The 14,465-nt window shown below is 43.2% G+C and carries 14 protein-coding genes and 1 pseudogene; all 15 read left to right on the plus strand.

From position 1 onward, the window contains the following. Positions 1 to 16: 16 nt before the first annotated feature. The 15 genes and pseudogenes from FOF60_RS08855 to FOF60_RS08925 all read left to right on the plus strand — a co-directional run bounded on the left by FOF60_RS08855 (position 17) and on the right by FOF60_RS08925 (position 14,280). Positions 17 to 658, plus strand: coding sequence for a chemotaxis protein CheC (locus FOF60_RS08855; RefSeq protein ID WP_192470355.1), 642 nt, complete (start codon positions 17 to 19; stop codon positions 656 to 658). Next, a complete protein-coding gene (locus tag FOF60_RS08860; protein WP_192470356.1) occupies positions 651 to 1,148 on the plus strand; it encodes a chemotaxis protein CheD in 498 nt (165 codons plus the stop codon). Before FOF60_RS08855 ends, FOF60_RS08860 begins: the two co-directional genes overlap by 8 nt. 64 nt (positions 1,149 to 1,212) lie before the next feature. After that, positions 1,213 to 1,974, plus strand: coding sequence for a FliA/WhiG family RNA polymerase sigma factor (locus FOF60_RS08865; protein WP_192470357.1), 762 nt, complete (start codon positions 1,213 to 1,215; stop codon positions 1,972 to 1,974). Positions 1,975 to 1,993: 19 nt separating this feature from the next. Continuing rightward, on the plus strand, positions 1,994 to 3,376 hold the full coding sequence (locus FOF60_RS08870; protein WP_192470358.1) for a flagellar assembly protein A: 1,383 nt from the start codon (positions 1,994 to 1,996) through the stop codon (positions 3,374 to 3,376). 1 nt (position 3,377) lies between these two features. Then, complete coding sequence (locus FOF60_RS08875) at positions 3,378 to 3,692, plus strand: hypothetical protein (RefSeq protein ID WP_192470359.1); 315 nt, start codon at positions 3,378 to 3,380, stop codon at positions 3,690 to 3,692. Between the two features lie 9 nt (positions 3,693 to 3,701). Beyond that, complete coding sequence (locus FOF60_RS08880) at positions 3,702 to 4,271, plus strand: hypothetical protein (protein WP_192470360.1); 570 nt, start codon at positions 3,702 to 3,704, stop codon at positions 4,269 to 4,271. Positions 4,272 to 4,415: 144 nt separating this feature from the next. After that, a complete protein-coding gene (gene rpsB / locus FOF60_RS08885) occupies positions 4,416 to 5,126 on the plus strand; it encodes a 30S ribosomal protein S2 (RefSeq protein WP_192470361.1) in 711 nt (236 codons plus the stop codon). Between the two features lie 345 nt (positions 5,127 to 5,471). After that, a complete protein-coding gene (gene tsf / locus FOF60_RS08890) occupies positions 5,472 to 6,356 on the plus strand; it encodes a translation elongation factor Ts (protein WP_192470362.1) in 885 nt (294 codons plus the stop codon). A gap of 128 nt (positions 6,357 to 6,484) precedes the next feature. Continuing rightward, the gene (pyrH, locus tag FOF60_RS08895; RefSeq protein ID WP_167831722.1) at positions 6,485 to 7,210 is read left to right on the plus strand and encodes a UMP kinase; all 726 of its coding nucleotides are present in this window, start codon (positions 6,485 to 6,487) and stop codon (positions 7,208 to 7,210) included. After that, entirely contained in the window at positions 7,210 to 7,767 is a 558-nt protein-coding gene (gene frr / locus FOF60_RS08900; RefSeq protein ID WP_192470363.1) for a ribosome recycling factor, read from the plus strand. Before pyrH ends, frr begins: the two co-directional genes overlap by 1 nt. A 588-nt stretch (positions 7,768 to 8,355) precedes the next feature. Then, on the plus strand, positions 8,356 to 9,132 hold the full coding sequence (locus FOF60_RS08905) for an undecaprenyl pyrophosphate synthase (RefSeq protein ID WP_192470364.1): 777 nt from the start codon (positions 8,356 to 8,358) through the stop codon (positions 9,130 to 9,132). 19 nt (positions 9,133 to 9,151) lie between these two features. After that, on the plus strand, positions 9,152 to 9,940 hold the full coding sequence (locus FOF60_RS08910; RefSeq protein ID WP_192470365.1) for a phosphatidate cytidylyltransferase: 789 nt from the start codon (positions 9,152 to 9,154) through the stop codon (positions 9,938 to 9,940). A gap of 95 nt (positions 9,941 to 10,035) precedes the next feature. Continuing rightward, complete coding sequence (dxr, locus tag FOF60_RS08915; protein WP_192470366.1) at positions 10,036 to 11,178, plus strand: 1-deoxy-D-xylulose-5-phosphate reductoisomerase; 1,143 nt, start codon at positions 10,036 to 10,038, stop codon at positions 11,176 to 11,178. 51 nt (positions 11,179 to 11,229) lie between these two features. Then, positions 11,230 to 12,492: an RIP metalloprotease RseP gene (gene rseP, locus FOF60_RS08920; protein ID WP_192470367.1), complete on the plus strand. Its 1,263-nt coding sequence runs from the start codon at positions 11,230 to 11,232 to the stop codon at positions 12,490 to 12,492. Between the two features lie 85 nt (positions 12,493 to 12,577). Further along, positions 12,578 to 14,280 (plus strand): annotated as a pseudogene (locus FOF60_RS08925) (proline--tRNA ligase). Positions 14,281 to 14,465 lie beyond the last annotated feature (185 nt).

Below are 14,465 nucleotides of genomic sequence, written 5' to 3' on the forward strand. Positions count from 1 at the left end.
TGAAGGGAATAGATCTATGACTTTTCTAAAAAGCATTTCGGACATCCACCTCGACATTTTAAAAGAGGTTGGAAATATAGGAGCAGGACATGCTGCAACGGCTTTATCAACTTTATTGAATAAAAAAATTGATATGAAGGTGCCCAGAGTCAGGGTCGTATCCTTTGATGAAGTGATGGACCTGGCCGGCGGGGCGGACAATGTCGTGGCGAGTGTATTTCTTCGAATAGAAGGCGATGCCCCGGGAAGCATGTTTTTTATCCTTCCCCTCCCACAGGCAGAGAAGTATATCGGCCAATTAATAAAAAAACAGTCATTCTCTTTTTCAGAAGAACAGGATAATGAGCTGGCACTATCTGCTCTCCAGGAACTAGGGAATATTTTATCGGGTTCATATCTTTCGTCACTATCAGATTTCACAAAGCTGAGCCTGTATCCATCCGTTCCGGCTTTAAGCATAGATATGGTAGGAGCAGTCATCAGTTTCGGGCTACTGGAATTATCGCAGGTGAGTGATTATGCGATCGTAATCGATACGGCTTTGGATGAAGAAGATGCCCAGATGCCTGACAGTGTGAATGGACATTTCTTTCTATTGCCGGACCCTGATTCATTCCATATCATCTTCTCTGCGCTAGGAGTAAGGCTTGATGTATAAAACAGCTGAAATCATCAAAGTCGGTATTGCTGATATGAACATTGTTAAAGTTCCGGACTTAATACGGACCACAGGCCTTGGTTCCTGTGTCGGTGTGGTTTTGTATGATCAGGCTAGAGAAGTTGCAGGCATGGCGCATATCATGCTGCCAGATTCGTCTTTGTCGCGGGCAGAGCCGCTGAATAAAGCGAAATTTGCTAATACGGCCATCAAGGAACTTTTAGATGGCCTGTTGAGAGCAGGTGCTAGAACTTCTGGAATAAAGGCCAAGCTTGCTGGGGGTGCACAAATGTTCCAGTTTTCCGGAAGCAGTGACATGATGAGAATTGGACCAAGGAATGTGGAAGCAGTTTTAAAGGAATTGAAGGAACTCAGGATTCCGGTTATAGCCCAGGATGTAGGCGGAAATAGCGGAAGGACAATCGAGTTTGATCCAAAAACCGGTTTGATGCAGATCAGGACTGTTAATAAAGGGAATAGTGAGATTTAATTCGTTGAATTTAAATGTAAGCAGCTTCCAAGAATAATGCGTGATGCGCGTGAGGAGGATGACAATGGTACGAGGATCCACGTCGGAAGAACAGGTAACATGGGATAAATGGGTACAGTTCCGTGATCCGGATGCAGGTAATTTACTGATAAAAAAATATATGCCACTTGTTTCCTACCATGTGCAAAGAATCTCAGTGAGTCTTCCGAAAAGTGTGTCTAGAGATGATTTAAGAAGCCTTGGCATGATTGGTTTATATGATGCTCTGGAAAAATTCGATCCGAACAGGGATTTGAAATTTGATACATATTCTTCTTTCCGGATTCGGGGAGCAATATTAGATGGATTAAGAAAGGAAGACTGGCTGCCGAGAAGTACCAGGGAAAAAGCAAAAAAGATTGATGCAGCCATCGAGAGACTGGAGCAGCGATATATGCGCAATGCGACCATCGAAGAAATTGCCAGTGAACTGAACATGGATGAGACCGAGATTTATACCACAATAAATGAACATTTTTTTGCGAATGTTCTATCGATAGATGAACATCCCAACGAAAATGATGAACGGGACAACCAATCATTCGTAATCAAGGATGAAAAAGCTGAAATCCCTGAAGATAAACTTTTAAAGTCTGAAATGCTGGAAGAGATAGCTGAAAAAGTCTCGAAACTAAATGACAAAGAGCAACTCGTATTGAGTTTGTTTTACAAAGAGGAATTAACGCTGACTGAGATTGGGCAAGTCATGAATTTATCGACCTCCAGGATCTCGCAGATTCATTCCAAAGCGATTTTTAAACTGAGAAAATGGCTAGAGACAGCTTAACAGAAGGCAGGAGATCAACTTGGCGACTGAGTATAAGATAAGGTTATCCCAGGACAGGCTTACTGCTGAATTGATTCTGGATACCGAAAATAGGGAATTGGCTTTTTCTATTGAGGAATTATTCGATATTTTAGAAGCTGAAAAAGTCGTTTTTGGTGTCAAAAGGGATCTGTTAACGCAAATCTCAGAGACCCCATATTCTTTTGACTATCCAGTCACCATTGCTGCTGGAGAGCCAAAAGTGGATGGTGCAGATGCGTATTTGCGTAACGAACTCCATCATAACAGTCGTCCTGACCATAAAGTTTTTAATTTTCGTTCCGTTATGCATATTCCCTCAGTGAGAAAAGGTCAGTTGCTGGCTTCTGTGGTCCCGCAAATGAATGGAACCGATGGGAAAGATGTCACTGGGAGGATGATTCCGGCAAAGCCGGGACGTCCCATCCGGGTGAGACCGGGAAATAATGTTATATTTGAATCCGGGCAGTTTTTTTCAATTTGTGATGGACAAGTCAGCATTACAGATAAAGCAATCTCGGTCAATCCAGTATTTGAGGTTAATGGTGATTTGGATTTAAGGACAGGGAATATTGATTTTGTCGGAAATATCACTATTAGAGGGAATGTGCCCAGCGGATACGAGCTGAAAGCTGGCGGAGATATCGTAGTGGATGGTCTTGTTGAAGCAGCCCATCTTCATGCAGAAGGCAATATCATAATCAAGGGCGGCGTGGCCGGAGCGATGAAAGGGAAGGTTACAGCCGGAGGAAATCTGCTGGCGAATTATCTAAACCAGGCCAATGTTAAAGCGGGACAGGATATTATTGTGAAGTCATCCATACTGCACAGTAAACTGACTGCTTCTGGAAATGTAGATTGCCGTACAGGCACAATCATTGGGGGAACCATCTCAGCCGGGCGAGATATTTTCGTCAAGGAATTAGGCAATGAGCTTTTTACGAAAACAGAGTTAGCTGTCGGCTGGGATCCCTTGCTTGAACAAGCGGAAATCGATACTCTTAAATCCATCGAAAATTCAAAAGAAAACATTAGAAAACTCACAGAAATCGAAGTGAAGCTTGCTGAAATCGGCAGCCGGGCAGGCGGTCTTAAGGCAGAACAGCAGCAAATGATCTTGAAGCAGCGCAATACCAGGCGGAATGTTGAAACTGGTTTAGCGGAATTGGTGGCTGAACTTGAATTTCTAAAAATGGAAAAGCAGGACAGATTATACTCATCCTTATATGTATTAGAAAGAGTATTCCCCAATACGAAGGTGTTTTTCGGGAAGTATGCGATCCTGACAAACCAGCTTTATAAAAAAGTCAGCTTTCATCTTGAAAATAGCGAAATCTCGATTCATTCAATAGTAGAGAAAGAAAGTCCAATAGTCAGGAAGTGACATGATGAGCCTCAAAGCAATCGAAATGCAGATTGCGCTTCCGAGGACACATGATGCCGGCAAGATTCAGGAACAACTTCAGCAGCGAGGACAGCATCTTCAGGAGCATGCCGCACAAAGTGTGACAAAGGAAGATGACTTAAAGCGTAAGACCGTGGTTAAAAATAGCCAAAAGCAAGAAGCCCGCCTGAATCAGGAGGGCAGCCCATCAGGCAAGCAGCAGCAAAATGGCCGGCGAGATCAAAAGGACAAGAATGATCAACCCGAACAGCCTCACCACCCATATAAAGGGAAGGTGATTGATTACAGCGGATAGAGGGATGTTATGACCACTTTTCTACTACTCTTAAGCCTCATGTTAAACGTTGCAGCAATCTTCGCAATCATCCTATTATATTTACGGCAAAACCGGCTCGCAGAAGCAGAGAAAAAGCAGGGAAAAATCATCAAGGAAATTGAAGAGGTATTTTCAGCTTACCTTTTTGAATTGAAGGAAGAAAATGATAAATTTCTAGAATTGATGACTGCAACAAATATTCAAAAGGAATCTGACGGTAACAAGACTGCCCCGATTGAAGCAGCAGAAGAAAAGCCAGAAGCAGTTGCTGATGGAGTTAGCAAGGAAACGAACCAGCGTCTTGGTAAAGGAATTTCCTACCATGCTGCCAGGAAGGCATACCAGCAGAATCACGTACCAGTTCCATCTGATTCAAATGATAACATTTATATGGAGATTCCCGAGGGTAATAGTGAATCCACACCATTAAGTTTTGTTGATCAGGTTGTACACATGAAAAAACAGGGATTGACGATCGAAGAAATTGCCAGGGATTTGGATAAAGGGAAAACAGAAATAGAACTTTTGCTTAAATTTCGGCAAAATACGCAAGAATAACTTGAATGTCCGTTTTATTTATGCTATATTATCTCATGGTGTTAATACACACGTTCATTGATTCGGTCAGATGGTGCTGTTTCGGCAGTTCCTGGCTGAAGATGATTTGGACGGAGGAAATCAAAACCATTAGGAGGAAACACAATGTCAGTAATTTCTATGAAGCAACTGCTTGAAGCTGGTGTACACTTCGGTCACCAGACTCGCCGTTGGAACCCTAAGATGAAGAAGTACATCTTCACTGAGCGTAACGGCATCTACATCATCGACCTTCAAAAGACTGTTAAGAAGGTTGAAGAAGCATACAACTACGTGAAGGAACTAGCTGGTAACGGCGGTACTGTTCTTTTCGTAGGTACTAAGAAACAAGCTCAAGATTCTGTTAAAGAAGAAGCAGCTCGTTCTGGTATGTACTATGTGAACCAACGCTGGTTGGGTGGTACTCTAACGAACTTTGAAACAATCCAAAAGCGTATCTCACGTCTTAAGAACATCGAAAGAATGTCTGAAGACGGAACTTTTGAAGTACTTCCTAAGAAAGAAGTAGTTCAATTGAAGAAAGAGCAAGAGCGTTTAGAAAAGTTCTTGGGCGGAATCAAGGATATGAAGGGCCTTCCAGATGCTCTTTTCATCATTGACCCACGCAAAGAGCGCATCGCTGTTGCTGAAGCACGCAAATTGAACATTCCTATCGTGGGAATTGTTGATACAAACTGTGATCCAGACGAAATCGACGTAGTTATCCCTGCGAACGATGACGCGATCCGCGCTGTTAAATTGCTTACTTCTAAAATGGCTGATGCTATTATCGAAGCTAAACAAGGCGAAGAAACTACAGAAACTGTAGAAGCTTAATTTAAAATAAGGTGATATAGGGAAGCGCCCTTTATCACCTTTTTTTAAGACTTGCTTCTGCACGGGTTAATAATAAATATCTATTTTGAACCCCTGTTGATTGAAGTGTAGGCGCGAGACTCCTGCGGGATCAGCGGGACGGGTGAGACCCCACAGGCGCAAAAGCGCCGAGGAGGCTCACCGCACGCCCCGCGGAAAGCGAAGCGCCGGAACGGAAATCAACAGCCAAGGATAACAGATCCTAACTTTAAAGCCAATGTAAAACATGTCTAGGTTTATATTGGCGAAATCAAGTTAAAATAAAGTATAGTTACATATAACCGAGATTTTAGGAGGAATTTCATTATGGCAATTACTGCACAAATGGTTAAAGAATTGCGTGAAAAAACTGGCGCAGGTATGATGGACTGCAAAAAAGCTCTTCAGGAAACAAATGGTGACATGGATCAAGCGATCGACTTCCTTCGTGAAAAAGGAATTGCTAAAGCTGCGAAAAAAGCTGACCGCATCGCTGCTGAAGGTACAACTTACATCCTTACTGAGGGCAACGAAGCAGTAATCCTTGAAGTGAACTCTGAAACAGACTTCGTAGCAAAGAACGAAGGCTTCCAGGTTCTAGTTAAGGAAATCGCTGAGCACCTTCTTAAGAACAAGCCTGCATCTGCTGAAGAAGCTAATGCTCAAACAATGGAAAATGGCGATACAGTTGAAACTCGCATCAACAATGCGATCGCTAAAATTGGTGAGAAGCTTTCCCTTCGCCGCTTTGAAGTAAAAACTAAGACCGATAACGATGCATTCGGTGCATACCTTCACATGGGAGGACGCATTGGCGTACTTTCTGTTCTTGAAGGATCTACAGACGAAGCAGCTGCTAAAGATGTTTCCATGCACATCGCTGCATTGAACCCTAAATATGTTTCTCGTGATGAAGTATCTCAAGAAGAAGTTGAGCACGAGCGTCAAATTCTTACACAACAAGCTCTTAACGAAGGAAAGCCAGAAAATATCGTTGCGAAAATGGTTGAAGGCCGCCTAAGCAAGTATTTCGAAGATGTTTGTGTTCTTGACCAGCCATTCGTAAAGAACCCTGACCAAAAAGTACGCCAGTTTGTTGAATCAAAAGGCGGAACACTTCGTGAGTTCACTCGTTATGAAGTAGGCGAAGGAATCGAAAAGCGTGAAGATAACTTTGCTGAAGAAGTAATGAACCAAGTAAACAAGAAATAATTTTTACTAGCCTATGTAATTGCAGGGAACACTCCAGTGTTCCCTGTTTTTGGACATAGCTTTAAAAGTAGGCTTTTCCTGCAGCATTAATGCTGCGGTAAGCCTGAAATTACATATGGAGGTACCCTATGACGAGCCCTAAATACAAAAGAGTTGTTTTAAAGTTAAGTGGAGAAGCATTAGCCGGAGAACAAGGATTTGGCATCAATCCGTCGGTAATTAAAAATGTTGCAGACCAAGTGAAGGAGATTGCAGAACTGGATGTTGAGGTCGCTGTTGTAGTAGGCGGAGGAAACATCTGGAGAGGCAAAATCGGAGAAGAAATGGGCATGGACAGAGCGACGGCAGACTATATGGGCATGCTCGCTACCGTCATGAATTCCCTGTCATTGCAAGACAGCCTGGAACAAGCGGGAATCGAGACAAGGGTTCAAACTTCCATCGAAATGCGCCAGGTAGCAGAGCCGTACATAAGAAGAAGGGCAATCAGGCACCTGGAGAAAAAGCGTGTGGTCATTTTTGCAGCCGGAACTGGAAATCCGTACTTCTCAACGGATACTACCGCTGCATTGCGCGCTGCTGAGATCGAAGCAGATGTAATCCTTATGGCTAAGAATAACGTTGATGGCGTTTACTCAGCTGACCCGCGTGTTGACAAGAATGCTACTAAGTATGAAGAGCTCTCATACCTGGATGTGCTTAAGGAAGGCCTTGCTGTCATGGATTCAACGGCTTCATCCTTGTGTATGGACAATGATATCCCGTTAATTGTATTCTCTATTATGGAAAAAGGTAATATTAAACGAGCAGTAATGGGTGAAACAATCGGAACAACCGTGAGGGGGAAAAACTAATGCCAAAACAAGCAATTGCCAATGCGAAAGAAAGAATGTCTAAAGCGATCCAAGCTTATACCCGCGAACTTGCCAGCATTCGTGCAGGGAGAGCAAGTGCCTCTCTTCTTGACAGAGTACAGGTGGAATACTATGGAGCTCCAACTCCAGTCAATCAACTTGCTGGCATTTCTGTACCGGAAGCGCGTCTTTTGGTCATCCAGCCTTATGATAAGTCAATCCTTGGTGAGATTGAAAAAGCTATCCTGAAGTCTGATCTTGGCCTGAACCCTGCAAATGATGGATCAATCATCAGGATCGCGATTCCTCAACTGACTGAGGAGCGACGCAAGGAACTTGCGAAGCAGGTTAAAAAGGAAGCAGAAGAAGCAAAAATCGCTATCCGCAATATCCGTCGTGATGGAAATGAAGATCTGAAAAAGCTTGAGAAAAACGGCGAAATTACAGAAGATGACCTGCGTGGATATTCTGACGATATTCAAAAGCTGACAGACGAACACATTGCAAAAATTGATCAGATTACAAAAGATAAAGAAAAAGAAATTATGGAAGTGTAATCACTGCATTTGCAGTCAACATCGAAAACCCTCTGTTTTCCAGGGGGTTTTTTCTCTATACATATACTTGCTGATGAGTTGATTGGAATGGAAGGCGCCGCAGACTCCTCCGAAAATGCTAGCGCATTTCCATCGTACGTGGGAAGACTCGAGGAAGCTCTTCAAAGTCCTGCGGGCTCAGCTCCGGTCCCGCGGAAAGCGAAGCGCCTGGAATGGAAATCAACAGTCTAATTTAACACAGCTAAAATTAAAACAATAAGTTTACGGAAACAGCCTGAATGATAGAATATAATAATATTGGCTGTATTATTCTGTTTTACTTCATAAGAACATATTCTGTATATAAGGCTCCTTTTGCGTAAGGGCAGGCTGGAATTGAAGAATATTAATGTGAGACCATCCGTTTATAGAGATATCTTTTTTCTTTTTTGGTATGATAGTGGCATATGGAATTGAAGAGAGAAAAAAGAATTACTCTAACGCTGTTAATGAGCAGTCCAGCTTCAGCGCCATATCGATCCCTGTCACAGTCAATAGGGATGAACGACTCATTGGAGCTAAAGATAATCTTTTGGGGGAGCTGTCACAATGTTAAATAAAATGAATCCGTGGAAAAAGGATCAAAATCCTGCCGGTTTCCGAGATCGTGTACTTCATATTAAAGAAAATGAAGTCCCTTCTCATGTTGCCATCATTATGGATGGTAACGGACGCTGGGCTAAAAAGCGTGCTTTGCCCCGGGTTGCTGGCCATCATGAAGGCATGAAGGTTGTCCGTAAAATAACCAAGCTGGCCAATGAGCTTGGTGTCAAGACGCTTACTGTTTATGCTTTCTCTACTGAAAACTGGAAAAGGCCCAAAATGGAAGTGGATTTCCTAATGAAGCTGCCCGAAGAATTTCTTGGCACTTTCCTTCCAGAATTAATTGAAGAAAATGTCCGTGTCGAAATGATAGGTTATATGGATAAGCTTCCAGAGCATACCAAAAGGGCCGTAGGGAAAGCGATGGAAGACACGAAGGATAACACCGGTCTTGTCTTGAACTTTGCTCTCAACTATGGAAGCCGTGGAGAAATCATAGACAGCGTCAAAAGAGTTATCGATGACGTGAAAAATGGTAAAATGGCTGAAAGTGAGTTGACGGAAGAAGTCTTTTCAACTTACTTGATGACCAAGGATTTGGATGATCCGGACTTGTTAATCAGGACTAGTGGAGAAATCCGCTTGAGCAATTTTATGCTTTGGCAGCTTGCATACACGGAGTTCTGGTTTACTGATGTTCTGTGGCCGGACTTTGATGAAGAACACTTTGTCGAAGCAATTGAAGCATTCCAGGGCCGGCAGCGGCGTTTTGGAGGAGTATAAAAAAGGTGTGAATAAATAGATGAAGCAAAGAATCATTACAGCAGTCATAGCAGCAGCTGTTTTTCTTCCAATCGTTATTTTTGGAGGCTGGCCATTTATTGCAATGGTTTACCTAATAGCATCAGTTGCATTATACGAAGCATTGAAGATGAAACATTTAAAGCTTTTCTCGGTTCCAGGCATTCTATCATTGTTGTTATTGTGGACTTTCCTGATACCCGAACAATATAGCGATCTTCTTGTTGAATTTGATTATACAAAACTAGAGCTTTTCTTTCTTGGAGTGCTTTTATTTCTGACTTATACTGTCATAACTAAAAATCGCTTCACTTTTGAAGATGTTGCTTTTTCAATCATGTCAATACTCTATGTCGGGCTCGGCTTTTATTTCTTCATTGAAACTAGAGAAGAAAGCCTGACCTATGTGTTCTATTCACTATTCATAATCTGGGCTACCGATTCAGGAGCCTATTTTATCGGACGGGCAATTGGCAAGCATAAGCTATGGCCCGAAATCAGCCCTAACAAGACAACAGAAGGCTTTTTTGGCGGTGTAGTGTCTGCACTCGCAGTTGCTGCCCTGTTCAGTGTGTTCGGGGATATGAAGGTTCCGACTGTTATCCTGCTTATGGCGACAGCATTTTTATCAGTGTTCGGCCAAATTGGAGACCTTGTTGAGTCAGCACTGAAGCGACATTACAATGTAAAGGACTCAGGCAACATCCTTCCAGGACATGGAGGCATGCTTGACCGCTTCGACAGCTTGTTGTTTGTCTGGCCGTTAATCCACCTGTTCCATTTGTTATAATGTCTTGAGCGCATCGTAATAAAGATAAGAAATTAATGAATTCGATAATACCGGGTGTGTACCGTTTCCCGTTGGAGATATTAGGAGTGAAATTTGTGAAAAGAATCAGCTTGTTGGGAGCAACAGGATCGATTGGAATCCAGACGCTCGATGTAATCAGGGAGCATCCCGAAGAGTTCAAGCTAGTATCAATGTCTGCTGGAAGAAACATAGAGCTTACCAGGAAAATCATAACTGAATTTCTGCCAGAACTTGTTTCTGTTCAGGAGAAAGACGATGCTGAACGGTTAAAATTAGAATTCCCCCAGGTGAGGATTATATTTGGACAAGAAGGCCTAGTGGAGGCTGCTGTTTTTCATAAGGCGGATATACTTGTCAATGCGGTACTCGGAAGTGTTGGTTTAGGGCCAACATTGGAGGCGATCAGATCAGGCAAGACGATCGCGATCGCGAATAAGGAAACGCTTGTAACTGCTGGTCATATCGTCATGGATGAGGCAAAGCGACATAACGTATCCATCCTCCCTGTTGACAGTGAGCATTCTGCCATTTTTCAGGCATTACAAGGTGAAAGGGAAAAGAATATTGAGAGACTGATCCTCACAGCTTCGGGAGGCAGCTTCAGAGACCGGAAGAGGGAAGAGCTGCAAGGTGTAACAAAAGCAGATGCCTTGAACCATCCAAACTGGTCAATGGGTGCAAAAATCACGATTGATTCCGCCACGATGATGAATAAGGGTCTGGAAGTCATTGAAGCTCATTGGCTTTTCTCTCTTCCGTATGATGATATATCGGTCCTCCTCCATCGAGAGAGCATCATCCATTCGATGGTAGAGTTCCATGACACAAGTATTATGGCACAGCTCGGAACACCTGATATGAAAGTGCCTATTCAATACGCCCTTACATATCCTGACAGATTGCCATTGGTTACAGGGAAAAGGTTGAATCTTGCAGAAATTGGACTGCTCCACTTTTCGGAAATGGATTTTGACCGGTTCCGCTGCCTGAAGTTTGCTTATGATGCCGGACGGGCGGGAGGCACTTTGCCGGCAGTCATGAATGCTGCGAATGAAGCAGCAGTAGCTGCCTTTTTGGACGACAGAATCACATTCCTTCAAATTGAGGACTTAATAGAGAGAGCAATGGAAAACCATAACATCATAGAAAAACCGGACCTTGAATCAATTCAAGAGGTTGACAAAGAGACTAGAAGGTATGTAAAGTCACTACTATAAAATTCAGTCTCGATAGTGGATTCTTATCCTATTAAAAGGTGGTTAGAAAATTTGAATACAGTTATTGCCTTTATCGTCATTTTTGGCGCCCTGGTGTTCTTCCATGAACTTGGGCACTTGATTTTCGCCAAACGTGCAGGGATCCTCTGCCGTGAATTTGCAATTGGATTTGGTCCTAAGGTCTTTTCTTTTAAAAAAAATGAAACGACTTATACGATCCGACTCCTTCCTATCGGAGGGTTTGTCAGAATGGCTGGCGAAGATCCCGAAATGATTGAGATCAAGCCAGGGCATAGAGTAGGTTTACTTTTTAACAAGAGTGAAGAAGTTCAGAAAATCATTCTAAATAATAAAGAAAAGTATCCTGACGCACGAATTATCGAAGTGGAAAAAGCCGATATCGAACGTGAGCTTTTCATTAAAGGTTATGAAGAAGGGGAGGATGACAGCCAGCTGACATCTTTCCCAATAAGCAAAACAGCCGTTCTTGTCGAGAATGGAGTGGAAACTCAAATTGCTCCATTTGACAGGCAGTTCGGTTCGAAAACGCTTGGACAGAGAACAATGGCAATCTTCGCTGGACCTATGATGAATTTCATCCTGGCAATGGTTATTTTCATCATCCTTGCCATTTTTCAGGGAATCCCGTCAAATGAACCTGTATTGGGAAAGTTGACCCCAGATGGAAGTGCACTTAAGGCGGGGCTTCAAGAGGGTGACATCGTTAACAGCATTGAGGGATCTGAAGTATCAAGCTGGCAGGATGTTGTTGAAATAATCCGGAAGAATCCGGGGAATGAGCTTGATTTCTCGATTGTTCGTGAAGGGAAGAATATCGAACTTCCAGTAACACCTGAAGTACAGGATGTTGAAGGAGAAAAAATCGGATTGATCGGTGTATACAGTCCGGTAGAAAAATCACCGTTAAAATCGATATCCTACGGCGTGAAGGAAACATACTTCTGGACAAAAGAGATCTTTTCCATGCTTGGAAAACTACTTACTGGGCAATTCTCGATTGACGCTTTATCGGGACCTGTGGGCATTTATGTCTCAACTGATACCGTTGCAAAGTCCGGAATCTTCTATCTAATGAAATGGGCGGCAATCCTAAGCATCAACCTGGGAATCATGAACCTTCTCCCATTCCCGGCACTAGACGGGGGAAGGCTGACCTTCTTTGCGGTTGAAGCGCTGAGAGGAAAGCCAATCGACAAGCAAAAAGAGGGTATGGTCCACTTCATCGGCTTCGCATTGTTGATGCTGCTGATGCTGGTGGTCACATGGAATGATATTCAAAGATTCTTCCTGTAAGTTAATACATTTTACTTCCTGCCCGGGCCAAACCGGGCAGGAACATTTTTAAAAACATGAACTAATCCTAATGAGGTGTTAATCAATGAAGCAAAGTATGTCGCTTATTCCTACTTTAAGAGAAGTACCATCAGATGCAGAAGTCAAAAGCCATCAGCTATTGCTCAGGGCTGGATTCATCCGTCAAAACGCAAGCGGTGTTTATACATACATGCCTTTAGGGCGCAAGGTCCTTCAAAAAGTCGAGGCAATCATCAGAGAAGAGATGAATAATGCCGGTGCAGCTGAATTATTCATGCCAGCCCTGCAGCAGGCTGAACTATGGCAGGAATCAGGCCGCTGGTATTCCTATGGCCCAGAACTTATGAGGCTTAGGGACAGGCATGACCGCGAGTTCGCTCTTGGCGCGACACATGAAGAGGTCATTACAAGCATTGTCCGGGATGAAGTAAAATCTTATAAACGCCTTCCGCTGACACTTTACCAGATCCAGACAAAATACCGTGACGAAAAACGTCCAAGATTCGGCCTTCTGCGCGGCCGTGAATTCATAATGAAGGATGCGTATTCCTTCCATGCTACACAAGAGAGCCTTGATGAGGTTTATGAGCGAATTTTCCAGGCATATTCGAATGTATTCAGACGCTGCGGTTTGAACTTCCGTGCTGTTATTGCTGATTCAGGAGCAATGGGAGGAAAGGATACACATGAATTCATGGTCCTTTCTGATATCGGGGAAGACACAATTGCCTATTCCGATACATCTGAATATGCGGCTAATATCGAAATGGCGCCAGTAACGGCGGTTTATGAGAAGAGCAGTGAACCTGCCAGGGAATTAGAAAAAGTGCACACTGAAAACAAGAAGACAATTGATGAAGTCTCTTCCTTCCTTAACGTTGAAGCAAAAGATTGCATCAAGTCTTTGCTGTTCAAAGTGGACGATCGCCATGTGCTTGTTTTAGTCCGTGGTGATATGATGTGAACGATATTAAATTGAAGAATTACTTTGAGGCTTCAGTTGTTGAACTGGCTGATACTGCGACAACGAAAGAGGTACTTGGGTGCTCAGTTGGCTCTCTTGGACCGGTCGGAGTAGACAGTGTTGAGATAATCGCTGACAATGCTGTGCAGGCAATCGTCAATGGTGTCTGCGGAGCAAATGAAGAAGATTATCATTTTACAAATGTTAATCCTGAACGTGACTTCAAGGTTGCAGCATTTACTGACCTGCGCTTCATTAAAGAAGGCGATCCTTCACCAGATGGTCAGGGAACAATTGTCTTCGCAAAAGGTATTGAAGTCGGACATGTGTTCAAGCTTGGCACAAGATACAGTGAAGCAATGAATGCTGAGATCCTTGATGAGAATGGAAGAACAAAGCCAATGATCATGGGATGCTACGGAATTGGCGTTTCCCGTACAATGGCCGCAGTCGCAGAACAATTCAATGATGAAAACGGGCTGGTTTGGCCAACGAATATTTCACCATTCGATGTCCACCTCATTGCAGTGAACATGAAGGACAGCGCACAGGCTGAATTAGCTGAAGAATTATATTCCAACCTGCAGGCAGCAGGTATGGAAGTGCTTCTTGACGATCGCCAGGAAAGGCCTGGAGTGAAATTCGCAGACTCAGATTTGATTGGCTTGCCTGTAAGAGTCACAGTCGGCAAAAAAGCCGGCGAAGACATCGTCGAAGTGAAAATCCGCAAAAACGGCGAAATGCAAGAAGTGCAAAAAGATGATTTGGCAGGGGTATTGAAAAATATTTTGCAAAAACTATAATTTGGCGGCGGATCCTTTATCAGGGTCCGCTCATTTTATTTACTGAGGATAGATTTATAGCTCCCCATAAGGGTACATTTATGGATTAATCGTACCCTTATGCAGCGAAATCAACCTCTATAAGGGTACATTTAAGGTTTAATCGTACCCTTATGCAGCGAAATCAACCTCTATAAGGGTACATT

Source organism: Mesobacillus jeotgali (assembly GCF_014856545.2).
In the GTDB taxonomy this organism is placed as follows: domain Bacteria; phylum Bacillota; class Bacilli; order Bacillales; family Cytobacillaceae; genus Mesobacillus.

Excerpts from the sequence above, each read along its gene's own strand:
- FOF60_RS08905 (WP_192470364.1), top strand. The coding sequence starts at position 8,356 with ATGTTAAATAAAATGAATCCGTGGAAAAAGGATCAAAATCCTGCCGGT.
- tsf (WP_192470362.1), top strand. The coding sequence starts at position 5,472 with ATGGCAATTACTGCACAAATGGTTAAAGAATTGCGTGAAAAAACTGGC.
- FOF60_RS08910 (WP_192470365.1), top strand. The coding sequence starts at position 9,152 with ATGAAGCAAAGAATCATTACAGCAGTCATAGCAGCAGCTGTTTTTCTT.
- FOF60_RS08865 (WP_192470357.1), top strand. The coding sequence starts at position 1,213 with ATGGTACGAGGATCCACGTCGGAAGAACAGGTAACATGGGATAAATGG.
- FOF60_RS08880 (WP_192470360.1), top strand. The coding sequence starts at position 3,702 with ATGACCACTTTTCTACTACTCTTAAGCCTCATGTTAAACGTTGCAGCA.
- frr (WP_192470363.1), top strand. The coding sequence starts at position 7,210 with ATGCCAAAACAAGCAATTGCCAATGCGAAAGAAAGAATGTCTAAAGCG.
- pyrH (WP_167831722.1), top strand. The coding sequence starts at position 6,485 with ATGACGAGCCCTAAATACAAAAGAGTTGTTTTAAAGTTAAGTGGAGAA.
- FOF60_RS08875 (WP_192470359.1), top strand. The coding sequence starts at position 3,378 with ATGATGAGCCTCAAAGCAATCGAAATGCAGATTGCGCTTCCGAGGACA.
- FOF60_RS08855 (WP_192470355.1), top strand. The coding sequence starts at position 17 with ATGACTTTTCTAAAAAGCATTTCGGACATCCACCTCGACATTTTAAAA.
- rpsB (WP_192470361.1), top strand. The coding sequence starts at position 4,416 with ATGTCAGTAATTTCTATGAAGCAACTGCTTGAAGCTGGTGTACACTTC.
- FOF60_RS08860 (WP_192470356.1), top strand. The coding sequence starts at position 651 with ATGTATAAAACAGCTGAAATCATCAAAGTCGGTATTGCTGATATGAAC.